This window comes from Craurococcus roseus (assembly GCF_039523795.1).
GTDB classification, from domain to species: domain Bacteria; phylum Pseudomonadota; class Alphaproteobacteria; order Acetobacterales; family Acetobacteraceae; genus Craurococcus; species Craurococcus roseus.
On sequence record NZ_BAAAFZ010000028.1, the window covers coordinates 38,973 to 60,871 of the forward strand.

Consider the following 21,899-nt stretch of genomic DNA (forward strand, 5'->3'; position numbering starts at 1 on the left):
GGCCCCCGTCGGCGAGGCCGCCGCCGCCGCGCCGCCGCCGCCGCCCGCGGACGTCCGCGCGTCCCTGATCATCTCGGACCCGGTGCGGTCCGGCCAGCGCATCCACGCGCAGGGTTCGGACCTCGTCGTGGCCTCCACCGTGAACCAGGGCGCCGAGGTCATCGCCGACGGCAACGTCCACGTCTACGGCGCCCTGCGCGGCCGGGCGGTGGCCGGCGCCGCCGACGACCACAACGCGCGCATCTTCGCCCTCACCTTCGATCCCGAACTGGTCGCCATCGCGGGATTCTACGCGGTGCGCGAGAACCTGGGCGAGGTGCCGAAGGGGCGCGCCGTGCAGGTGCGGCTCGACGGGGAGCAGATGCGCTTCGAGGCGCTTGGATAGGAACGGGCCGCGTCGTGGGGCACCGGGGACCGGGAACCGCCCGAGGGGGCATGGCACAGGGGGAAACAGCGCCATGGCGCAAGTGATCGTCGTCACGTCCGGCAAGGGCGGGGTGGGCAAGACCACGACCAGCGCCGCGTTCGCCACGGGCCTCGCGCAGCGCGGCAAGAAGACGGTGGTGATCGACTTCGACGTCGGCCTCCGCAACCTCGACCTCATCATGGGCGTCGAGCGGCGGGTGGTGTTCGACATCGTCAACGTCATCCAGGGCGAGGCCAAGCTCAACCAGGCCCTGATCCGCGACAAGCGCGTGGACACGCTCTCCATCCTCCCGGCCAGCCAGACCCGCGACAAGGACGCGCTGACCCGCGAGGGCGTGCAGACCATCATCGACGAGCTGCACGAGGACTTCGACTTCATCCTCTGCGACAGCCCGGCCGGCATCGAGAAGGGCGCGCTGCTGGCGCTCTACTTCGCCGACCAAGCGGTGGTCGTCACCAACCCCGAGGTGTCGTCCGTGCGCGACTCGGACCGCATCCTCGGCGTCCTCCAGTCCAAGTCGAAGCGCGCGGAGGAGAAGCGGGACAAGGTGAAGGAGCACCTGCTCGTCACCCGTTACGACCCGCTGCGCGCAGAGCGCGGCGAGATGCTGAAGCTCGACGACGTGCGCGAGATCCTGGCGATCCCGCTGCTCGGCGTGGTGCCGGAGAGCGAGAGCGTGCTCCGCGCGTCCAACACCGGCACGCCGGTGATCATGGACAGCGAGAGCATGGCGGGGAGGGCCTACAAGGACGCCGTCGGGCGCTTCCTCGGCGAGGAGATCCCGCACCGCTTCCTGGAACCGGAACGCCGCGGCGGCCTGTTCAAGCGCCTGTTCGGGGGGAGGGCCGCCTGATGAAGTGGCTCGAACTCTTCCGCGCCAAGAAGGCGGCCGAAGCGGAGCCGCCTGCCCCTTCCGCGTCCCAGGCCAAGGAGCGCTTGCAGATCGTGCTCGCGCACGAGCGCATCGGCCGCGCGCGCGAAGATTTCCTGCCCAAGCTCCAGCAGGAGTTGGTGGCGGTGGTGGCGCGCTACGTCGCCATCGACCCGGGCAAGGTGAACATCAACCTCGACCGCGGCGGCGACATGTCCACCCTGGCGATCGAGATCGAGCTGCCGGGCGCGAAGCCCGCCGGCGCGGCCATGCAGAGGGCCGCCGCCGCCGGCTGAAACGGGGAGGGGCGGCAGCGCCGCCCCGATCCGGGTCCGGAGTCTCAGCCGCCAGGCGGCGACACCGCGTGCTCGCGCAGCACGGCGCCGTTGGACGGGTCCACCTCGCGCAGCACCACGTCGTAGCCCCACAGGCTGGCCAGGTGGCGCAGCACCTGCCGCGCCTCGCCTTCCTGCAACAGCCGTCCCGCATCGGTGCGGTGCTCCAAGACCAGCTTGCGGTCGCCGATGAGGTCCACGTCCACCACCTGGATGTCCGGATCGGTCCAGGCCGGATCGTAGGTGCGGGCCAGCGCCCGGCGCACGTTCCGGTAGCCCTGCTCGTCGTGAACCGCGTCCACCCGCAGCACCGGCTCCGCGGCGTCGTCCACCACCTGGAACAGCCGCAGCTTGCGCATCAGGCGCGGGCTGAGGAACTGGAGCACGAAGCTCTCGTCGCGGTACTCCGCCCAGGCCTCGCGCAGCACCGGCATCGGGTCGCCGCAGCCGGCCCAGTCGGGGAACCACTCGCGGTCCTCGCCCGACGGCTCCCGGCAGATGCGCTCGATGTCCTCCATCATGGCGAAGCCGAGCGCGTAGGGGTTGATGCCGCCGTAGCGCCGGTCGTCGAAGTCCGGCTGCATCACCACGCTGGTGTGCGAGTGCAGCGCTTCCAGCAGCGCGCCGTCGGTGAGGCGCCCCTGCTCGTGCAGCCGGTTGAGGATGCGGTGGTGGACGTAAGTGGCGCAGCCCTCGTTCATCACCTTGGTCTGGCGCTGCGGGTGGAAGTACTGCGCGATGTTGCGGACGATCCGCAGGATCTCGCGTTGCCAGGGCGCCAGCAGCGGCGCGGTCTTCTCCAGGAAGAAGAGGATGTTCTCCTGCGGCAGTTGCAGCAGCGCGCGCCGCTTGTCGTCCTCGCTGGCCGAGGTCGCCGCGGCCGGCTTGTTGGGCAGGGTGCTCCAGAGCACGTCGTAGATGCGCTCGTCGTGCTCGCGCCGCTCGCGCTCGCGCTTCTCCTCGGAGCGCAGGTCGATCGGGCGCCGCCGCTGGCGGTGGACGCCGTAGTTCATCAGCGCGTGCGCCGAGTCGAGCAGCCGCTCCACCGCCGCCTCGCCGTGCTTCTCCTCCGCGCGCTGCACGTAGGCCTTGGCGAATTCGAGGTAGTCGAGGATGCCCTTGGCGTCCGTCCAATCGAGGAACAGGCGGTTGTTGCGGAAGAAGTGGTTGTGGCCGAACGCCGCGTGCGCGATCACCACGGCCTGCAAGGTCGCGGTGTTCTCCTCCATCACGTAGGAGAGGCAGGGGTCGGAGTTGATGACGATCTCGTAGGCGAGGCCGCGCAGCCCCTTCCGGTACAGCGCCTCGTGGTGCGCGAAGTGCTTGCCGAAGGACCAATGGCGGTAGAACAGCGGCAGGCCGACCGAGGCGTAGGCGTCGAGCATCTGCTCGGCGCTGATGACCTCGATCCGGTTGGGGTAGACTGACAGCCCCATCTCGCCGAGCGCGATCTCCTCGCAGGCGTCGTGGATGCGGCGCAGCGTCCCGAAGTCCCACTCCGCGCCGGTGTACAGCGGCTCGTGGGCCTTGGCGGCGGCCGTGGTGGTGCTCATGCGCGCGCCCCTTCGCCGCCGGCCGGTTGCTTCTGGAACAGTTCGCGGAACACCGGGAAGATCTCGCGGCGGTGCCGGACCTTCTTCATCGCCATCGGCGCGCCCATGGCCACCAGCGTCTCGTAGGTGCGCCACAGGTCGGTCGGCCCGCGCGGGAAGCCCGGCATCCCGTGCTCGCCGTCGCGCCCGACCTCGATGTAGGCGTAGTACTGGCAGGCCGGCAGGATCTCCTCCGTCAGCAGCCGCGCCGTGCGCTGGCTGTCGCCGGAAGCGTTGTCGCCGTCCGAGGCCTGGGCGGCGTAGATGTTCCAATCGGCCGGCGGGTAGCGGTCCGCCACCACGCGCCGCATCTCCTCCAGCGCGGTCGAAACCAGCGTCCCGCCCGTCTCGCGGCTGTTGAAGAAGGTCTCCTCGTCCACCTCCGCCGCCTCGTGGGTATGGCGGATGAACACCAGCTCCACATGCTTGTACCGCCGCTGGAGGAACAGGTAGAGCAGCACGTAGAAGCGCTTGGCGAGGTCCTTCATGTCCTCCGTCATGGAGCCGGACACGTCCATGAGGCAGAACATCACCGCCTGCGCCACCGGGCGCGGCACCGGCTCGAAGCGCCGGTAGCGCACGTCAACCGGGTCGATGTAGGGGATGCGCTGCGTCCGGCGGCCCATGCGCTCCAGTTCGGCGCGGAGCGCGGGCAACCGGTCGTCCGGGTCGCCTTCCGCCTCCCGCCGCGCGATCTCCTCGCGCAACGCCTCCGCCTCTTCCGGCTTGGGCCGGCGGAGGGCGATGCGGCGCGACAGGCTGTTCCGCATGGTGCGGGCGATCGAAAGGTTGGCCGGCGAGCCGCTGACGGCGTAGCCCGCCCGGTGCCACGCCGGGTCGGACCCCTCGACCAGCCGCCGCTTGGCCATCTCCGGCAGTTCGAGGTCGTCGAGGAAGAGGTCGAGGAACTCCTCGCGCGTCAGGACGAAGCGGAACTCGTCTTCGCCCGACCCGTCCGGGCTGCCCTCGCTGCCGCCGCCCCCGCCGCCGCCGCCCGGCGGGCGGGGGATCTCGTCGCCGGCCCGGTACTCCTTGTTGCCGGGCAGCACGTGGTCGCGGACGCCGCCGTCGCCGTGGTGGAAGGTCGGTTCGCGGATGCCGTGCAGGGGGATCGACACCTCGCCGCCGGAGTCGGCGCTGCGGATGCCCCGCTTCGCCGAGGCATCGCGCACCGCGTCCTGCACCAGCGCCTTGGCGCGGCGCAGGAAGCGCTGCCGGTTGGGTAGGCTGCGGCCGCTCGGATTAAGGCGTCGGTCCAGGATCTGCATTCGCGCCTTCCGCGGGAGGGTTGCGGGCGGGCCGGTCGTCAGCCCGCCTGCTTCACCCGCATGTACCATTCCACGAGCCGCCGCACCTGCCTTTCCGTGTAACCGCGCGCGGTCATGCGGGACACGAACTCCGTGTGCTTCTTCTCGGTCTCGCCGTCCTTCTTGGAGCCGAAGGAGATCACCGGCAGCAGGTCCTCCACCTGGCTGAACATCCGCCGCTCGATCACCTCCCGGATCTTCTCGTAGGAGGTCCAAGACGGGTTCTTGCCGGAGTTCTTGGCCCGGGCGCGCAAGGAGAACTTCACGACCTCGTTGCGGAAGTCCTTCGGGTTGGCGATGCCGGCCGGCTTCTCGATCTTGGTGAGCTCCTGGTTCAGCAGCTCGCGGTTCATCATCTGGCCGGTATCGGGGTCCTTGAAGTCCATGTCCTCGACCCAGGCGTCGGCGTAGGCCACGTAGCGGTCGAAGAGGTTCTGTCCGTAGTCGTTGTAGGACTCGAGGTAGGCCTTCTGGATCTCGTTGCCGATGAACTCGGCGTAGCGCGGCGCCAGCTCCGCCTTGATGGCCTCCAGGTAGCGCTTCTCCACCTCGTCCGGGTACTGTTCCCGGCGGATCGCCTGCTCCAGCGCGAACATCAGGTGCACCGGGTCGGCGGCGATCTCGGTGGTGTCGTGGTTGAAGGTGGCGGCCAGCACCTTGAAGGCGAAACGGGTGGAAGCACCGTCCATGCCCTCGTCCGGGCCGGCGGCGTCGCGGTACTCGGACAGGGTCTTCGCCCGCGGGTCCGTCTCCTTCAGGCTCTCGCCGTCGTAGACCCGCATCTTGGCGTAGAGGTTCGAATTCTCGTGCCGCTTGAGGCGCGAGAGCACCGTGAACCGCGCCAGCATCTCCAAGGTGGCCGGGGCGCAGGGCGCCTCCGCCAGCTCCGAGCCGCGCACCAGCTTCTCGTAGATGCGCTGCTCCTCCGTCACCCGGAGGCAGTAGGGCACCTTGATGACGTAGATGCGGTCGATGAAGGCTTCGTTGTTCTTGTTGTTGCGGAAGCTCTGCCACTCCGCCTCGTTGGAGTGGGCCATGATGATGCCCCCGAAGGGGATGGCGCCGATGTTCTCGGTGCCGATGTAGTTGCCCTCCTGCGTCGCGGTGAGCAGGGGGTGCAGCATCTTGATCGGCGCCTTGAACATCTCGACGAACTCGAGGATGCCCTGGTTGGCGCGGTTCAGGCCGCCGGAGAAGCTGTAGGCGTCGGGGTCGTTCTGCCCGAACATCTCCAGCTTGCGGATGTCCACCTTGCCGACGAGAGACGAGATGTCCTGGTTGTTCTCGTCGCCCGGCTCGGTCTTCGCCACCGCGATCTGGCGGAGGCGCGACGGGTTGAGCTTGACCACCCGGAACTTCGAAAGGTCGCCCTCGAACCCGTCCAGGCGCTTCAGGCACCAGGGGCTCATCAGCCCGGTCAAGCGCCGGCGCGGGATGCCGTAGCGCTCTTCCAGCGTGGTGCCGAGGCGCTCCGCGTCGAACAGGCCGAGCGGGCTCTCGAACACGGGGCTGATCTCGTCGCCTGCCTTGAGCACGTAGATCGGCTCCGCCTCCATCAGCGCCTTGAGCCGCTCGGCGAGGGACGACTTGCCGCCGCCCACCGGCCCGAGCAGGTAGAGGATCTGCTTGCGCTCCTCCAAGCCCTGCGCCGCGTGGCGGAAGAAGCCGACGATCCGCTCGATCGTCTCCTCCATCCCGAAGAACTCGGAGAAGGCCGGGTAGACGCGGATGGTGCGGTTCAGGAATATGCGGCCGAGCCGCGGATCCTTGGCCGTGTCCACGACCTTGGGTTCGCCGATCGCCTTCAGGATGCGCTCGGGCGCCGAGGCGTACATCCCCGGATCGGTGCGGCACGCCTCCAGGTATTCGGCGACCGACATATCCGCTTCCCGCCGCGCCTCGTAGGAGCGGGCGTAGTCTGCGAAGATGTCCAACGTCGTATCCATGCGACAACCCCCGGCAGCGTTGCCAATCCCCCTGGCGACGCTTTGAATATGGTGCCTGCGATGCGCCTTAAAGGTAAAGTTTTATTGCGGAGACGCACCGCGATTGCGTATTTTAGCGCGTTCTCCGGCAGGAGCGGTGCAGAAGAGCACAGGGCGACTCACAACGTTTTCAAAATGAGCCGGTTCGGCCACACGGCCCGCAGCCCGCGCCGTGCGGGCGAGGCTCGCCGCACCCGACTTGCGGCCCCCTGCTTGGCGCGTCAGTCGTCGTCCGCGCCGGCGGCGACGCCGGCCAGGGTGCCGCCGTCCACCACGATGCTCTGCCCGGTCATGAAGCTGCCGGCCGGGGCGGCGAGGAATACGGCGGCGCCGGCGATCTCGTCCGGCTCCCCGATCCGCTTCAGCGGCGTTTCACGGGTGCGTTTGCTGTAAGTGTCCGGGTTCTCCCAGAGGGCGCGCGCGAAGTCCGTGCGGACCAAGCCGGGGGAGATGCAGTTGGCCCGGATGTTCTTCGGCCCCCACTCCACGGCGAGGTTGCGGGCGAGTTGCAGGTCCGCCGCCTTGGTGATGGCGTAGGCCCCGAGCATCGCCGACCCCCGGTAGCCGCCGATGGACGAGACGATGACGATGGACCCGCCCCCGCGCCCCTCCATGGAGGGGATGCACATGTGGGCCAGCCACATGTTCGACTTCACGTTGGTCGCCATCATCTTGTCGAAGACCTCGTCCTCCATCGTCATGGCCGGGCCGAAGTGCGGGTTGATGGCGGCGTTGCAGACCAGCACGTCCACCCCGCCCCAGCGCTCCACCGTGGCGTCCACCAGCGCCTGGAGCTCCGGCTTGCGGCCGATGTTGCAGGCCACCGCGAAGGCCTCGCCGCCCCGCGCCGCGATGCCGTCCACCACCTCCTGGCAGGCCGCGAGCTTCCGGGACGAGACGGCGACTTTGGCGCCGTGCTGGGCCAGCCGCTCGCAGATCGCCCGGCCGATGCCGCGCGACCCCCCGGTCACGATGGCGGTCTTGCCGGACAGGTCGAACAGGTTGGCGGCGGAGGCGGCGGGCGCGGTAGCGGCTGGGGGCATGGCGGTCTCCTCTTTGCTTCGTTGGGCCGAGTCTCCCGGCGCGGCTGGCGGGGCGTCAAGGCGGCGGCAACCGCGCCGTCTGGACGGCCGCCCGCGCTCGGATAGGCTCGCCGCATGAGCGGCAACGGTTTCCACGGCGTCTTCCCCTATCTCGTCTCGCCGGTCGGACCGGACGGCCGGGTGATCGAGGGCGAGTTGCGCCGGCTGGTGGACCACCTGATCGCCGCCGGCGTCCACGGCCTGACGCCGCTCGGCAGCACCGGGGAGTTCGCCTACCTCGACGCCGCCCAGAAGCGGCGGGTGGTCGAGGTGGTGGTGGAGCAGGCGAGGGGCCGGGTGCCGGTGGTGGCCGGCGCCGCCGCGACCACCACGGCGGAGGCGGTGCGGCAGGCGAAGGAGTGGGCGGCGATCGGAGCCGACGGCATCCTCGCCATCATGGAGGCCTACTTCCCGGTGCCGGAGGCCGGGGTGGTGTCCTACTTCCAAGCGGTCGCCGACGCCACGGACCTGCCGGTGGTGCTCTACACGAACCCGAATTTCCAGCGGAGCGACCTGTCCCTTTCGGCGGTCGAAGCGCTCTCGCGCCACCCCCGGATCGGTTACATCAAGGACGCCTCCAACAACACCGGCCGGCTGCTGTCGGTCCTGATCCGGACGGGGGGCCGGATGAAGGTCTTCGCCGCCTCCGCCCACGTGCCGGCGGCGGTGATGCTGATCGGCGGGGTCGGCTGGATGGCCGGCCCGGCCTGCGCCGTCCCGCGCGAGAGCGTGCGCCTCTACGAATTGTGCCGCGACGGCCGCTGGCCGGAGGCGATGGCGCTGCAACAGCCGCTGTGGCGGCTGAACGAGCTGTTCGCGGCCCACTCGCTCGCCGCTTGCATCAAGGGCGCGCTCCAGCTCCAAGGCTTCGCGGTTGGCGACCCCCTGCCGCCGCAACCGCCGCTGTCCGAAGCCGGCCGGGCCGCCGTGCAAGAGGCGCTGGACGCCATGCGGGACCTCGCCGCGTGAACGACGCCGCCAAGCCGCCCGAACTGCCCCGGACGCCGAGCTTCCGCCTCGACGGGCGGCGGGCGCTGGTGACGGGCGCCGGGCGGGGCATCGGCCTGGGCGCCGCGGCGGCCCTGGCGGCCGCCGGGGCGCGCGTGACGCTGCTCGCCCGCGGCGCCGCGGAGATCGAGGCGGCCACCGAGGCGATCCGCGCGGCCGGCGGCGAAGCGGACACCCTGGCGCTCGACCTGGGCGACGTGGGGGCGGTGCGCGTCGCCGTGGAGGGCCGCCCGGCCTTCCACGTCCTGGTCAACAACGCCGGCACCAACCGCCCGGCGCGTTTCCAGGACGTGGCGCCGGAGGATTTCGACTCGGTCATGGCGTTGAACCTCCGCGGCTGCTTCTTCGCGGCGCAGGCGGTGGCGAGGGCGATGATCCGGGACGGGGTGGCGGGCTCCGTCATCAACGTGTCGTCGCAAATGGGCCAGGTCGGCGGGCCGGAGCGCAGCGTCTACTGCGCCTCCAAGTGGGCCATGGAGGGCTGGACCCGCGCCATGGCCCTCGACCTCGCGCCGCACGGCATCCGCGCCAACACCCTCTGCCCGACCTTCATCGAGACGCCGTTGACCAAGCCCTTCTTCGAGCGGCCGGGCTTCCGCGACTGGGTGCTCTCCAAGATCAAGCTCGGCCGGGTGGGGCAGGTGCAGGACCTGATGGGCGCCGTGGTGTTCCTGGCGTCCGACGCCTCGGCGCTGATGACCGGGACGGCGCTCACCGTGGACGGGGGCTGGACCGCGGACTAGGACACCGGGAAACGGGACGGAAACCGAGCGATGGCACGACACCTCAAGACCGCCGCGGCGGCGGCCGGCAAGCCCGAAGCCGATGCCGGTGTCCGCGCCACCGTGGAGCGCCTGCTGGCCGACATCGCCGCGCGGGGCGACGCCGCGGTCCGCGAGCTGTCGGCCAAGTTCGACGGCTGGGACCGCGACGACTTCCGTTTGACCGACGCCGAGATCCGGGCCTGCATGGCGGAACTCTCCGCCCAGGACCTGGAGGACATCCGCTTCGCCCAGGCCCAGGTCCGCAACTTCGCCGAGCACCAACGCGCCGCCCTGCGCAACGTGGAGGTGGAAACCCTGCCCGGCGTGGTGCTCGGCCACAAGAACATCCCGGTGAACTCGGTCGGCTGCTACGTGCCCGGCGGCAAGTACCCGCTGCTCGCCTCCGCCCACATGTCCGTGCTGACCGCCAAGGTGGCCGGGGTGCCGCGCGTCGCCACCTGCGCGCCGCCCTACGGGGGCCGCCCGGCCCCGGCCATCGTCGCGGCGCAGCACCTGGCCGGCGCCGACGTCATCTACTGCCTCGGCGGCGTGCAGGCGGTGGGCGCCATGGCGCTGGGGACGGAGCGCATCCCGGCGGTGGACATGCTGGTCGGCCCCGGCAACGCCTACGTGGCGGAAGCCAAGCGCCAGCTCTACGGCCGCGTCGGCATCGACCTCTTCGCCGGCCCGACCGAGACGCTGGTGATCGCCGACCGCGCCGGGGCGGACGCCGAGCTCTGCGCCACCGACCTCCTCGGGCAGGCGGAGCACGGCCCGACCTCGCCCGCCATCCTCCTGACCGACGACGAGCGCCTGGCGCGCGAAACCATGGCCGAGGTGGAGCGCCTCCTCGGCATCCTCCCCACCGCCGAGATCGCCCGCCGCGCCTGGCACGACCACGGCGAGGTCATCCTCTGCGACGGCTTGGAGGAGATGGCGCGCGAGGCCGACCGCATCGCCTCCGAGCACGTCCAGGTCATGACCCGCGACGACGACTTCTTCCTCCGCGCCATGACCAACTACGGCGCCCTGTTCCTCGGCCCCCGCACCAACGTCTCCTACGGCGACAAGGTGATCGGCACCAACCACACCCTGCCGACTGGCCTCGCGGCGCGCTACACGGGCGGCCTCTGGGTCGGCAAGTTCCTCAAGACCGTCACCTACCAGCGCGTGCTGACCGACGAGGCGTCGGCCCGGATCGGCGCCGTCTGCTCCCGCCTTTGCATGTTGGAGGGTTTCGCCGGCCACGCCGAGCAGGCCAACGTCCGGGTGCGCCGCTACGGCGGCCGCAACGTGCCATACGCCTCGGCGGTGCCGGCCGAATGAGCAGCGTTTCCGACCGCCGCCGCAGCTTCCGCGCCATCCTGGCCGGCGACGCCTGCGTCCACCCCGGCTCGGTCTTCGACCCCATGTCGGCCCGCATCGCCGAGGACCTCGGCTTCGAGTGCGGCATGTTCGCCGGCTCCACCGCCTCGCTGACGGTGCTCGGCGCCCCGGACCTGATCGTCCTGACCCTCACCGAATTCGCCGAGCAGGCCCGGCGCATCTGCCGCGCGGTGAAAACGCTGCCGCTGCTGGTGGACGCCGACCACGGCTACGGCAACGCCCTCAACGCCATGCGGACGGTGCAGGAGCTGGAGGCCGCCGGCGTCGCCGCCATGACGCTGGAAGACACGGTGCTGCCCCGCACCTACGGCGACGGCAAGACGGCGCTGCTCTCCCTGGAAGAAGGACTCGGCAAGGTGCGCGCCGGACTGGCGGCGCGGGAGGACCCGGCCTTCTGCGTCGTCGCCCGCACCGGCGCCGTGTCCGTCACCGGCCTGGATGACGCGGTGGAGCGCACCCGCGCCTACACCGCCTCCGGCGCCGACGCGCTGTTCTACACCGGCGTCCGCACCCGCGCCGAGCTGGACGCGCTGGCCGCCGTCGCCACCGTGCCGATCATCCTCGGCGGCGTGGCGGGCACGGAGCTGGGCGACCGCGCCTACCTCGCCGCGCGCGGCGTGCGCATCGCGCTGCAAGGCCATCAACCGATCATGGCGGCGGCGCGCGCCGTCCACGACACGCTGAAGGCGCTGCGCGAGGGCACGAAGCCGGCCGACCTGCCGGGCCTGCCCGCGCCCGGCCTGATGGCCTCGGCCACGCGCGACTCGGACTACAAGAAATGGACCCGCGATTTCCTCGGCGGGGCGTGAGGGAGGGAACAAGGCGATGCTGAGCGAAACCGAGGGCGACTTCCTCACCCTGCATGAGTTCGTCAAGGCGGCGAAGGGCAAGCTCAGCGCCAACACCTGGGACTACCTGGTCGGCGGCACCGAGACCGAGACGACGATGCTGCGGAACCGGCAGGCGCTGGACAGCCTCGCCTTCCGCCCGCGCGTGCTGCGCGACGTCTCCAAGATCGACACCTCCGTGGACTTCTTCGGCCGCAAGATCGCGTTGCCGGTGATGCTCGCCCCCGTCGGCGGCCTGGAAAGCTTCGACCCGGAAGGCGGCGCCCCGGCGGCGCGCGGCGCGGCGAAGTTCGGCGTGCCGACCATGGTCTCCTCCGTCACCCACCCCGGCCTGGAGGAGATGGCGGAAGCGGCGGGGCAGGGGCCCAAGGTGTACCAGCTCTACGTCCGCGGCGACGCCGCCTGGATGGACGAGGTGGTGAAACGCGCCGTGGACCGCGGCTACGACGCGTTCTGCCTCACGGTGGACACCGCCATCTACAGCCGGCGCGAGCGCGACATCGCCAAGCGCTTCGTCAAGCCCTGGCGCGCGCGCGCCATGGGCGTGGGCTTCCAGGCGGCGCTGAACTGGGACGACGTGAAGCGCTTCAAGGACCGGCACCCGCGCGTGCCGCTCGCGCTCAAGGGCATCGCCACCGCCGAGGACGCGGCGCTGGCCTGCGAGCACGGCGTCGAGGTGGTGTACGTCTCCAACCACGGCGGCCGCCAACTCGATCACGGCCGCGGCGCCATCGAGGCGCTGCCGGAGGTGGTGCGCGCCGTCGAGGGCCGCGCCAAAGTCTGGATCGACGGCGGCTTCAGCCGCGGCAGCGACGTGGTGAAGGCCATCGCGCTCGGCTCCAGCCTGGTCGGCATCGGCCGGCTCTACTGCTACGCGCTGACGGCGGCGGGCGAGGCGGGCGTGACCCGGATGCTGGAGCTGCTGGAAACGGAGTCGCACGAGGTGATGGGCCTGCTGGGCGTCACCGCCTTCGACCAGCTCGACCCGGCCTACGTCCACCCGGCGGTGCCCGTAGTGGCGCCAGGGGTGCACAGCGCCTTCCCTCTGACCAACCTTTCGGACGCGGGCTACCGATAGCAGCTATCGAAGGCAGATATCAGCCGAAAAGCCGCAGTTGCTTACCGGCGGCGTACAGCGCCGTGAGCAAAGCAACAGTCCCGGCGATGACGACCGGCATCTGCCACCAACTCGGCACCCGACCGATGGCGGTGGCAACCGCGCCGTCAAAGCGCCGGGTCACGTCGTCCATGCGGCGGCCCAGGTCGTCCAGGCGCTTGCCGAGATCATCGAAGCGGCTGTTGAAGCCGTCCATCTTGGCGTTAATTGTGGCGACTCCCATCTCAACGCCTCGCAAGCGCTCCTCGATGCCCTCGACGGCATCGCCTAGCTCCCCCACTCGCCGCGCCAAGTCGCCGATGCCGGGATCGTCAGGACCTCCGGTGGGCGGCCCTGATGACGCCCGAAGGCGATCGCGCAATTCCTTGTTCTCTGCGAGCAGGCGGGAGACCTGATCCGAGCCTACCACTCAAAATTCCCTCGCCTTCTGGATTGTCTGCAAATACTCCATAAGACTCCGGTCCGAATCGTCGAGAGCCGACAAAAGGTTTTTTCGAAGGTCTTCCGTCAAGAAGTTCTTCTTCGCATCTGCCTCTATTATGGCTTTGATCGTGCCATTGAGGGCATTGTAGCCACCCAGCAAGGTTTCTTGCGACCTGAGCAGCGTTTCGTGTGAGGTCAGCAACTTCTCGATCTTGGTACCAAGATCGGCCATTACATCGCCGGAGTTTTTCGCCTCGCCCACCTCGCCCTGTCCTTCCGCCGCTCCGGCGGTGCCGGTCGGTAGCATTCTGACCACCGCAGAATTGGATGGAAAGGTACGCCACGCAATAGCCGTAACGATCCCGCGCTCCGCCGCAGCCTGTCAGCCACAGCGCGTCAATAGCTCTTCGGCAGTCCCAACACCCGCTCAGCGATGTAGCAGCACACCAAGTTCGGACTCACCGGCGCGATCCAAGGGATCATCGCCTCCCGCAAGAGCCGCTCCACGTGGTACTCCTTCGCGTACCCGAACCCGCCGTGCGTCATCACCGCGTTCTGGCACGCCTTCATCCCCGCCTCGGCCGACAGGTACTTGGCCGCGTTCGCATGCGCCCCGCATTCCAAGCCCTGGTCGTAGCGCCACGCCGCGTTGAGGCACATCAGCCACGCCGCTTCCAGCGCCATCCAGTCCTGCGCCAGCGGGTGCTGCACCGCCTGGTTCTGGCCGATGGGCCGGCCGAATACCACGCGCTCCCGCGCGTAGTCCGCCGCCCGCCGCAGCGCCGCCCGGCCGATGCCCACCGCCTCCGCCGCGATCAGCACCCGCTCCGGGTTCAGCCCGTGCAGGATCTGCCGGAAGCCCCGGCCCTCCTCGCCGATGCGGTCCTCGACGGGCACCTCGAAGTCCTCGAAGAAGATCTCGTTCGAGTCCACCGCCTTGCGGCCCATCTTTTCGATCTCGCGCACGCTGGCGCGCGCCCGGTCGAGGCGCGTGTAGAACAGGCTTATCCCGTCCGCCGGGCTGCGGCACTGCTCGATCGGCGTGGTGCGCGCCAGCAGCAGGATGGTGTCCGCCACCTGCGCCGTGCTGATCCAGACCTTCTGCCCGTTGACGACGTAGCGGTCGCCCCGCCGCTCCGCCCGCGTCTTCAGCCGCGTGGTGTCGAGCCCGGTGGTCGGCTCCGTCACGCCGAAGCAGGCCTTCACCTCGCCCCGCGCGATGGGCGGCAGCATCCGCGCCTTCTGCTCCGCCGTGCCGAACACCACCACCGGGTTCAGCCCGAAGATGTTGAGGTGGACCGCCGTCGCCCCCGACATGCCGGCGCCGGACGCGGCGATCGCCTCCATCATGATCGTCGCCTCGGTGATGCCGAGGCCCGAGCCGCCGAACTCCTCCGGGATGCAGATGCCGAGCCAGCCGGCCTCGGCCATGGCCCGGTGGAAGTCGTGCGGGAAGCCGCCCTCGCGGTCCCGCTGTAGCCAATAGGCATCGTCGAAACGGGCGCAGACCCCCGCCACGCCCTCGCGGATGGCCTCCTGCTCCGGGCCCAGCGCGAAATCCATCCCCTCAGTCCTCCGAACCCGACGCCGCCCTGCGGGATGCGCCGTCGCCGCCGGCCGGTCAACGGGCCTCGCCGGGCCGCGCCCCGGTGTGGATAATGCGCCGGACCGCCCCACCTCCTTGGCGCGCCGCCCCGCGCGTCCGCCCTCCAGGAAGAGCACCGGCAATGGCCGCACCAGACACCGCGACGGCGCCCCGCGCCATCCACCGCCTCGACTACCGCCCGCCCGCCTTCCTGGTGGACAGCGCCGACCTCCACTTCGACCTGGACCCGGCCGCGACGGTGGTGCGCTCCACCCTGGTCCTCCGCCGCAACCCGAAGGCCGAGGACCGCCACGCCCCGCTCCGCCTGGACGGCGAGGGCCTGACCCTGCTCGGCATCAAGGTGGACGGCGTCCCGTTCCCCAAGACGCACTACACGCTGGGCGAGGACGGGTCGCTGACGGTGCCGAACCCCTCCGACATCCTGGTGCTGGAAACCGAGGTCCGGATCGCGCCGGAGGAGAACACCGCCTTTTCAGGCCTCTACACCTCAGGCGGCAACTTCTACACCCAGTGCGAAGCCGAGGGCTTCCGCCGCATCACCTTCTTCCCCGACCGCCCGGACGTGATGACGCGCTTCACCGTCGCCATCACGGCGGACAAGGCGCGCTACCCGGTGCTGCTCTCCAACGGCAACCCGGCCGGCGCCGGGGACGGGGAGGGCGGCAAGCATTGGGCGAAGTGGGAGGACCCGCACCCCAAGCCTTCCTACCTCTTCGCCCTGGTCGCGGGCGACCTCGTCGCCGTCTCCGACTACTTCACGACGAAATCCGGCCGCGACGTGGTGCTCAACATCTGGGTCCGCGCCGGCGACGAGGACAAGTGCGCCTACGCCATGGACAGCCTCAAGCGCTCCATGAAATGGGACGAGGAGGTGTACGGCTTCGAATACGACCTCGACGTGTTCAACATCGCCGCCGTGTCCGACTTCAACATGGGCGCGATGGAGAACAAGGGCCTCAACGTCTTCAACACCAAGTTCGTCCTGGCCAAGCCCGACACCGCCACCGATGGCGACTACCAGGGCGTCGAGACCGTCATCGCCCACGAGTACTTCCACAACTGGACCGGCAACCGCGTGACGTGCCGCGACTGGTTCCAGCTCTCCCTCAAGGAAGGGCTGACCGTCTTCCGCGACCAGCAGTTCAGCGGCGACCAGGGCAGCCGCGCCGTGAAGCGCATCCGCGACGTGCGCGGCCTGCGCGCCGCCCAGTTCCCGGAGGACGCCGGCCCGATGGCGCACCCCGTGCGCCCGGACAGCTACATCGAGATCGACAACTTCTACACGCCCACCGTCTACCAGAAGGGCGCCGAGGTGGTGCGCCTGCTCCACACCCGCATCGGCGCGCAGGCCTTCCGCCGCGGCATGGACCTCTACGTCGAGCGCCACGACAACAGCGCCGCCACCATCGAGGACTTCCGCGCGGCGATGCAGGACGCTTCGGGGGTCGACCTCTCCGCCTTCGCCAAGTGGTACGAGCAGGCCGGCACCCCGGAGGTGACGGCGGAAGGCGAGTACGACGAAGCCGCCCGCCGCTACACCCTCACGCTGCGCCAGAAGACGCCGCCCACCCCTGGACAGCCGGAGAAGCGACCGCTGCCGATCCCGGTCGCCATGGGCCTGCTCGACGCCGGAACCGGCCGCGAGCAGCCGACGCGCCTCCAGGGCGAGAACGAGGCCCGCACCGGCACCCGCACCCTGATGCTGGAGGACGCCGAAGCCCGCTTCGTGTTCGAGGACGTGCCGGCGCCGCCCGTGCCCTCGCTGCTCCGCGGCTTCTCCGCCCCCGTGAAGCTGAAGGGCCTGCCCCTCGACCAGCTCCGCACGCTCGCCGCGCGCGACACCGACCCCTTCACCCGCTGGGACTCCGGCCAGCAATACGCCGCCGCCGTCATGCTGGGGATGGTCGCCGCCCACCGCCGCGGCGAGCCGCCCGGCTTCGACCCGGCCCTCGCCGAAGCCGTCCGCGCCAACCTCGCCGGCGCCGACGCCGACCCGGCCTTCGCCGCCGAGGCCCTGCCGCTGCCGGGCGAGGGCTTCCTCGCCGACCAGATGGACCTGGCCGACCCCGAGGCGATCCACCTCGTCCGCCGCCACCTCCGCCGCCGCATCGGCGCCGAGTGCGCCGACGCCCTCCGCGAAACCTACGAGCGCCTCGCCGACACCGGCCCCTACAGCCCGGACGGCGCCTCCATCGGCCGCCGTTCGCTCCGCAACGCCTGCCTCGCCTACCTCGCCGCCGCGGGGGAGGACGGGATGCGGCTCGCCCGGGCGCAGTTCGACGCCGCCGCCAACATGACCGACGTGCTCGCCGCCTTGTCGCTCCTCGCCGAGTCGGAGGAGCACGGGCCGGCGGCGCTCGCCGCCTTCCACGCGCGGTGGCGTGGCGACGAGCTGGTGGTGGACAAGTGGTTCTCCATCCAGGCCATGTCCGCCCAGGCCGGCACCGCCGCCCGGGTCCGAGAACTGCAACGCCATCCGGACTTCAGCCTCCGCAACCCGAACCGCGTGCGCTCCCTCCTCGGCGCCTTCGCCAGCGGTAACCCCTACCGCTTCCACAACCGTTCGGGCGAGGGCTACGCGCTCCTCGCCGACGCGGTGATCGCCCTCGACCCGATCAACGCCTCCACCGCGGCGCGGCTAGTCGGCCCGCTCGGCCTGTGGCGCCGGCAGGCGCCGCCGCTCTCCGGGATGATGCGCCGCGAGCTGGAGCGCGTGCTCGCCGCGCCGAACCTGAGCAAGGGCACCTACGAGAAGGCGTCGAAGGGGTTGGCCTGAGGCCCCGCATCGGCCGATCCCGGAGCAGCCGGGCTGGGCGGGATGCGGGACTCGACCCTGAAGACCAACCGAGCGCGCCGCATCTGGCGCAGGCGGGTTCCGCGGCACTCGGATCAGAAGCCGGGTTCGCGCCAGAGCCGCGCCGATCCCATAGCCTGCGCCTGGAGCATGGCGCCGTCCTTGGGGTACTCGAGCTGCATGGCCACGAAGTCGGCCGTCCGTGTCCCGTAGCGGTTGGCGATGCCCTGGAGCGCCCGATCCAGCGCCCTTGCCGGTGGCAGGCCCTCGATCGCCGGCAGCAGCCGCTCCGCCGGCCAGCTCGTGGCCACTTGCTCGGGGATGATGCGGATGCCGCCGCGGCTCCGCTGCGCGGCCGCCGTTTCGGCGAAGGTCACGGCGCTTGACCGGTAGGTCCGCGACCATGCGTCCGCGACGAGGGCCAGCGAAACCTCGTCCACGCCCGGCGCGAGCGGCAGGCCGAGCCGCTCATGGTTCCAGAAGGCGAGCCGATTCCCGACCGCCGTCAGCGCGAAGGGGCGCGTGAGGGCGAAGGCGCCGCTGTCGTGGCCGGCGTCCCACCGCGCGAGGCCGAGGTCGCGGCCGACCACATCGGCCCTCTCGCGCCCCGCGATGGCCTCGATGAGCGTGAGCGACATCGGCATGGAAGCGGTGATCCCAGTCGTCGTTGCGACCCCCGCGTCCACCACCAGCCGCCGGTCCGCGACGTAGCGGACATTCGGATGCCGTTCCCGCAGCTCCCCCAGATAGTACCAGTGGGTCGTCGCCCGCTTGCCATTGAGCAGCCCCGAGGCGGCCACGATCTTGGCCCCGGCGCAGACGCCGATGATGGTCGCACCCTTACCAGCCTGGCCCCTGATCCACCGCAGGACGGCCGGGTCGTCGTCGCGGCGCATGGCCGGGACGACGACATGGTCGGCGCCCTCGGGGTGCCGCGCGTCGAACTCCGCGATCGTCGCTTCCGGCTCGACCTTGAGGGCCGGGTAGAGCGTCAACGGCCCCGGTTCGGTCCCGAGCGCCACGACATCGGCGACACCGGCGCGCCGGAGGATGCCGAAGGGCATGAGGTAGTCGGTGACTTCGGTGCCGGCATTGGCGCCCAGGATCGCGATCAGCGGGCGCCGGCGCTTCGGCGGCTTCAAGGCCGCGAGCGCGGCATCCGCCTCGTCCTGCGCGATCGGCGCCGCCGTCCCGGCGCGCGGCGCCGGGGGCAGCGAGAAGATCCAGCCTACGCCGATCGCGGAGGGGAGCGCAGCAGCGGCCAAGCCGCCCCACAACACGAGCCGTCGTTCCATGGCACGCTGGTCCTGCGGTCGCCCGCGGGTGGTGTCTCGGTGTGGGTGTCCGCGTCGGGCGGGGCGCGGACACCTTCGGCGGCGGCTCGGCCGCGAGCGGCGCGAAGGGCGTCAGCCGCGCCGCGCCGCCTCGATGGCGGCGACGTCGATCTTCCTCATGGTCATCATGGCCTCGAACGCGCGCTTCGCCTCGCCGCCGCCGGCCGCCATCGCCTCGGTCAGCACGCGCGGGGTGATCTGCCAGGAGATCCCCCACCGGTCCTTGCACCAGCCGCACGCGCTCTCCTGGCCGCCGTTGCCGACGATGGCGTCCCAGTAGCGGTCGGTCTCCTCCTGGTCGTCGGTGGCGATCTGGAACGAGAAGGCTTCGTTGTGCTTGAAGTTGGGCCCTCCGTTGAGGCCGATGCAGGGGATGCCCGCGACGGTGAACTCGACCGTCAACGCGTCGCCCTCTTTGCCGGCCGGGTAGTCGCTGGGCGCGCGGTGCACCGCTCCCACCCTGCTGTCAGGGAACGTCTTGGAGTAGAAGCGGGCGGCTGCCTCGGCGTCCTTGTCGTACCAAAGGCAGATCGTGTTCTTTGGCATCACCCATCCTTTCCATGCGAGTCCGATTTCCTCGGCCCTGCTTCTCCAACCGGCCGATCTTGGCGTCCCCGTCCGCTCGGCCTCGGCGTCGGACATGCGGTCCTTGGCTGAAGAGCTTAAGCCCCCGCCGAGGCGCCATCCGCCGGCGCTTTCGCTTGACGCGGAGCCTACGGGCGTCGCGTCCTGTCCGAAACGCCACAAATCGGGCGAATCCTGCCATGGGCCGCGCCACCGCCATCGTCGTCTTCCCCGGCTTCCAGTTGCTCGATGCGGCCGGGCCCGTGGCCGCCTTCGAGATTGCGGAGCGGCTCCGTCCCGGGAGCTACGACCTGGCGCTGCTGGCCCCGTCCGGCGGGAGGGTGGCGAGTTCCTCCGGGCTCGCGCTCGCGGCCCGGCCCCTGCGGCGGCGGCGGCCCATCGACACGGTCGTCGTGTCGGGCGGCGACATCGTCCGGTCCATGCCGGCCGCGCGGGAGGTCGTCGCCTGGCTCCGGCGCGTCAAGGCGCGGCGCGTCGCCAGCGTCTGCTCGGGCGCCTATCTCCTTGCCGAGGCCGGGCTGCTCGACGGAAGGCGCGCCACCACCCACTGGGCCAGCACGGACGACTTCGGCCGGCGCTATCCGAAGATCAGGTTGGAGGCGGAGCGCATCTTCGTCCGGGATGGCGACGTCTGGACCTCGGCCGGCATCTCGGCCGGCATCGATCTGGCTCTGGCCCTCATCGAGGACGACCTGGGGCCGCAAATCGCGCGCAGGACGGCGCAGCAGCTCGTCGTGCACCAGCGCCGGCCCGGCGGGCAGTCGCAATTCTCGGCCCTCGTGGAGCTGTGCGGGCGGACGGGCCGCTTCACCGGTCTGATCGAGTGGATGCGGGCGCGCCTCGCCGAGCCGCTGACCGTCGAACGCCTCGCCGACCGCGCCGCCATGAGCCCGCGCAACTTTGCCCGCGCCTTCGCGGCGGAGACGGGAACCACGCCCGCGAAGGCGGTCGAGCGCCTGCGCCTGGAAACGGCCCGAACGGCGGTCGAAAGCGGCCACGCGCCTCTGGAGCGCATCGCCGAGACGGCCGGCTTCGGCGATGCCGGCCGCATGCGCCGCGCCTTCCTCCGCGGCTTCGGCCAACCGCCGCAAGCGCTGCGGCGGGCCGCCCGGATCTCGGCACAGCCACGGGCAGGCGCCGCTCCGTGTGACGCTCGGCCCCCGGAGCGCTGGAAGGAGCCACGAAGGGCTGCTCCGGGTGGTTTCGCATCTCCGGAGCGGCCCTCCAGGACGCCAACGCCATCCTGATCGCAGGGCGGCTCGCGATCCGATGCCGCAAACCGCCCTCGGAAGCCGCAGCGCGCGGTCAGCCCACCTGGATGTTGTTGGCCCGGATCACCTCGCGGAACTGCTCGCGCTGCTGCTTGAGGTAAGCCGCGAACTCGGCCGTGCCGAGCGGCCGCGGGTCCACCCCGGTCGCGGCGAGCCGGTCCTTCACCTCCTGGGACGCCGTGGCCTTGGCGCATTCCGCCGCCATCCGCTCGATGATCGGCTGCGGCGTGCCCGCCGGGAACAGGAAGCCGCCCCAGGCGCTCGCGTCGAAGCCCCGGAGATCCGGGTGGCGGGCGAGGGGTGGGATCTCCGGTGCCAGCACGCTGCCATCCTTGAGCGTGATGCCCAAGCCCCGCAGCGCGCCCTGCCGCACCAGCGGCCCGGTCGCCGCCAGCGTGTCCACCGCGAAGTCCACCTGCCCGCCGACCACCGCGCTCAACGCCGGGCCGCTTCCCTGGAAGGGCACGTGCACGGTGTCCACCTTGAGCGGGCTCAGCATCATCAGCGTGATGAGGTGCGCCGCCGCGCCGGCGCCGGAGGTGGCATAGGTGTACTTCCCCGGCTCGGCCCGCAGCCGCGCCACGAACTCCTCGACGGTGCGCGCCGGGAAGTTGTTGTTGACGGTGAGCAGGTAGGCGTTCACCCCGAACATGGCGACCGGCGCGAAGTCCTTCTCCACGTCGTAGGGCGTCTTCTGCACCAGAGGCGCCGTCGTGATCGGCCCCAGCGAGCCCATCAGCACCGTGTAGCCGTCGGGCGCCGACTTGGCCGCGGCGTCCGTGCCGATCATGCCGCCGGCGCCGGCCTTGTTGTCGGGCACGATGGGCTGGCCGATCCCCTCGGACACCTTCTGCGCCACCACGCGGCCGATCAGGTCGGTGGCCTGTCCCGGCGGCCAGGGGACGATCATGCGGATCGAGCGGTTCGGGTAGGCGCCCTGGGCGGAGCCAGGGCCGGCGACGGCGGTGGCGGCGCCCGCGGCGGCCCCGAGAAGGACGGAACGGCGGTTCATCTCTTGTCTTCCTCCCTGCGGCGCCGGCCTGCGCCGGCGCTCCCGGCTGCATGCTAGGGTCGCAACCATCGCGGCGCCAAACGCGCGCCCGTGAACCGGTCCGCGCGGCGCCGGACCGGCGGCGTCTTGATGCGCGGCCGGAGGCGCATCCA

At 70.8% G+C, this 21,899-nt stretch carries 20 protein-coding genes; 10 read left to right on the top strand and 10 right to left on the bottom strand.

All coding sequences use genetic code 11. The features are described from left to right. The 3 genes from minC to minE form a co-directional block, all read left to right on the top strand. Positions 1-385 (top strand): septum site-determining protein MinC (minC, locus tag ABD067_RS11360; protein ID WP_343895406.1); only part of this gene is annotated, 385 nt, incomplete at its 5' end. A gap of 73 nt (positions 386-458) precedes the next feature. After that, entirely contained in the window at positions 459-1,280 is an 822-nt protein-coding gene (gene minD, locus ABD067_RS11365) for a septum site-determining protein MinD (RefSeq protein ID WP_343895407.1), read from the top strand. Then, entirely contained in the window at positions 1,280-1,594 is a 315-nt protein-coding gene (gene minE, locus ABD067_RS11370) for a cell division topological specificity factor MinE (RefSeq protein WP_343895408.1), read from the top strand. The genes minD and minE overlap by 1 nt, the downstream gene beginning before the upstream one ends. A gap of 44 nt (positions 1,595-1,638) precedes the next feature. Here the strand turns inward: minE and ABD067_RS11375 are convergent, their stop codons facing one another. From ABD067_RS11375 to ABD067_RS11390, 4 genes are all read right to left on the bottom strand, one after another. After that, a complete protein-coding gene (locus ABD067_RS11375; protein WP_343895409.1) occupies positions 1,639-3,186 on the bottom strand; it encodes a SpoVR family protein in 1,548 nt (515 codons plus the stop codon). Further along, positions 3,183-4,493, bottom strand: coding sequence for a YeaH/YhbH family protein (locus ABD067_RS11380; protein WP_343895410.1), 1,311 nt, complete (start codon positions 4,491-4,493; stop codon positions 3,183-3,185). Before ABD067_RS11380 ends, ABD067_RS11375 begins: the two co-directional genes overlap by 4 nt. A gap of 38 nt (positions 4,494-4,531) precedes the next feature. Further along, positions 4,532-6,466, bottom strand: coding sequence for a PrkA family serine protein kinase (locus ABD067_RS11385; protein WP_456305245.1), 1,935 nt, complete (start codon positions 6,464-6,466; stop codon positions 4,532-4,534). A gap of 272 nt (positions 6,467-6,738) precedes the next feature. Further along, positions 6,739-7,560, bottom strand: a complete 822-nt coding sequence (locus ABD067_RS11390) for an SDR family NAD(P)-dependent oxidoreductase (protein WP_343895412.1) — start codon at positions 7,558-7,560, stop codon at positions 6,739-6,741. A 114-nt stretch (positions 7,561-7,674) separates the two neighbouring features. Here ABD067_RS11390 and ABD067_RS11395 point away from each other — a divergent pair, with 114 nt between their 5' ends. From ABD067_RS11395 to ABD067_RS11415, 5 genes are read left to right on the top strand one after another with little or no spacing between them, the layout of a single operon-like run. Beyond that, the gene (locus ABD067_RS11395) at positions 7,675-8,568 is read left to right on the top strand and encodes a dihydrodipicolinate synthase family protein (RefSeq protein WP_343895413.1); all 894 of its coding nucleotides are present in this window, start codon (positions 7,675-7,677) and stop codon (positions 8,566-8,568) included. Continuing rightward, positions 8,565-9,350, top strand: coding sequence for an SDR family NAD(P)-dependent oxidoreductase (locus ABD067_RS11400; protein ID WP_343895414.1), 786 nt, complete (start codon positions 8,565-8,567; stop codon positions 9,348-9,350). The genes ABD067_RS11395 and ABD067_RS11400 overlap by 4 nt, the downstream gene beginning before the upstream one ends. Before the next feature lie 30 nt (positions 9,351-9,380). Continuing rightward, positions 9,381-10,697: a histidinol dehydrogenase gene (gene hisD, locus ABD067_RS11405; protein ID WP_343895415.1), complete on the top strand. Its 1,317-nt coding sequence runs from the start codon at positions 9,381-9,383 to the stop codon at positions 10,695-10,697. Beyond that, positions 10,694-11,566, top strand: coding sequence for an isocitrate lyase/PEP mutase family protein (locus ABD067_RS11410; RefSeq protein WP_343895416.1), 873 nt, complete (start codon positions 10,694-10,696; stop codon positions 11,564-11,566). Before hisD ends, ABD067_RS11410 begins: the two co-directional genes overlap by 4 nt. 16 nt (positions 11,567-11,582) lie before the next feature. Continuing rightward, positions 11,583-12,683, top strand: a complete 1,101-nt coding sequence (locus tag ABD067_RS11415; RefSeq protein ID WP_343895417.1) for an alpha-hydroxy acid oxidase — start codon at positions 11,583-11,585, stop codon at positions 12,681-12,683. A gap of 19 nt (positions 12,684-12,702) precedes the next feature. Here the strand turns inward: ABD067_RS11415 and ABD067_RS11420 are convergent, their stop codons facing one another. The 3 genes from ABD067_RS11420 to ABD067_RS11430 all read right to left on the bottom strand — a co-directional run bounded on the left by ABD067_RS11420 (position 12,703) and on the right by ABD067_RS11430 (position 14,708). Then, positions 12,703-13,131 (bottom strand): hypothetical protein, encoded by a 429-nt coding sequence (locus tag ABD067_RS11420; RefSeq protein WP_343895418.1) that lies wholly within the window; start codon positions 13,129-13,131, stop codon positions 12,703-12,705. Further along, the gene (locus ABD067_RS11425; protein WP_343895419.1) at positions 13,132-13,452 is read right to left on the bottom strand and encodes a hypothetical protein; all 321 of its coding nucleotides are present in this window, start codon (positions 13,450-13,452) and stop codon (positions 13,132-13,134) included. 89 nt (positions 13,453-13,541) lie between these two features. Then, a complete protein-coding gene (locus ABD067_RS11430) occupies positions 13,542-14,708 on the bottom strand; it encodes an acyl-CoA dehydrogenase family protein (RefSeq protein ID WP_343895420.1) in 1,167 nt (388 codons plus the stop codon). A 164-nt stretch (positions 14,709-14,872) separates the two neighbouring features. On the opposite strand from ABD067_RS11430, the gene pepN reads away from it, so the two are divergent. After that, positions 14,873-17,527: an aminopeptidase N gene (gene pepN, locus ABD067_RS11435; RefSeq protein WP_343895422.1), complete on the top strand. Its 2,655-nt coding sequence runs from the start codon at positions 14,873-14,875 to the stop codon at positions 17,525-17,527. Positions 17,528-17,640: 113 nt separating this feature from the next. On the opposite strand, the gene ABD067_RS11440 is transcribed toward pepN, so the two are convergent. Beyond that, a complete protein-coding gene (locus tag ABD067_RS11440; RefSeq protein WP_343895423.1) occupies positions 17,641-18,840 on the bottom strand; it encodes a DJ-1/PfpI family protein in 1,200 nt (399 codons plus the stop codon). Positions 18,841-18,951: 111 nt separating this feature from the next. Next, positions 18,952-19,425: a VOC family protein gene (locus ABD067_RS11445; protein ID WP_343895424.1), complete on the bottom strand. Its 474-nt coding sequence runs from the start codon at positions 19,423-19,425 to the stop codon at positions 18,952-18,954. A 218-nt stretch (positions 19,426-19,643) separates the two neighbouring features. On the opposite strand from ABD067_RS11445, the gene ABD067_RS11450 reads away from it, so the two are divergent. Then, positions 19,644-20,711, top strand: a complete 1,068-nt coding sequence (locus tag ABD067_RS11450; protein WP_343895425.1) for a GlxA family transcriptional regulator — start codon at positions 19,644-19,646, stop codon at positions 20,709-20,711. Positions 20,712-20,769: 58 nt separating this feature from the next. On the opposite strand, the gene ABD067_RS11455 is transcribed toward ABD067_RS11450, so the two are convergent. Beyond that, positions 20,770-21,747: a Bug family tripartite tricarboxylate transporter substrate binding protein gene (locus ABD067_RS11455; RefSeq protein WP_343895426.1), complete on the bottom strand. Its 978-nt coding sequence runs from the start codon at positions 21,745-21,747 to the stop codon at positions 20,770-20,772. Between the last annotated feature and the right edge of the window lie 152 nt (positions 21,748-21,899).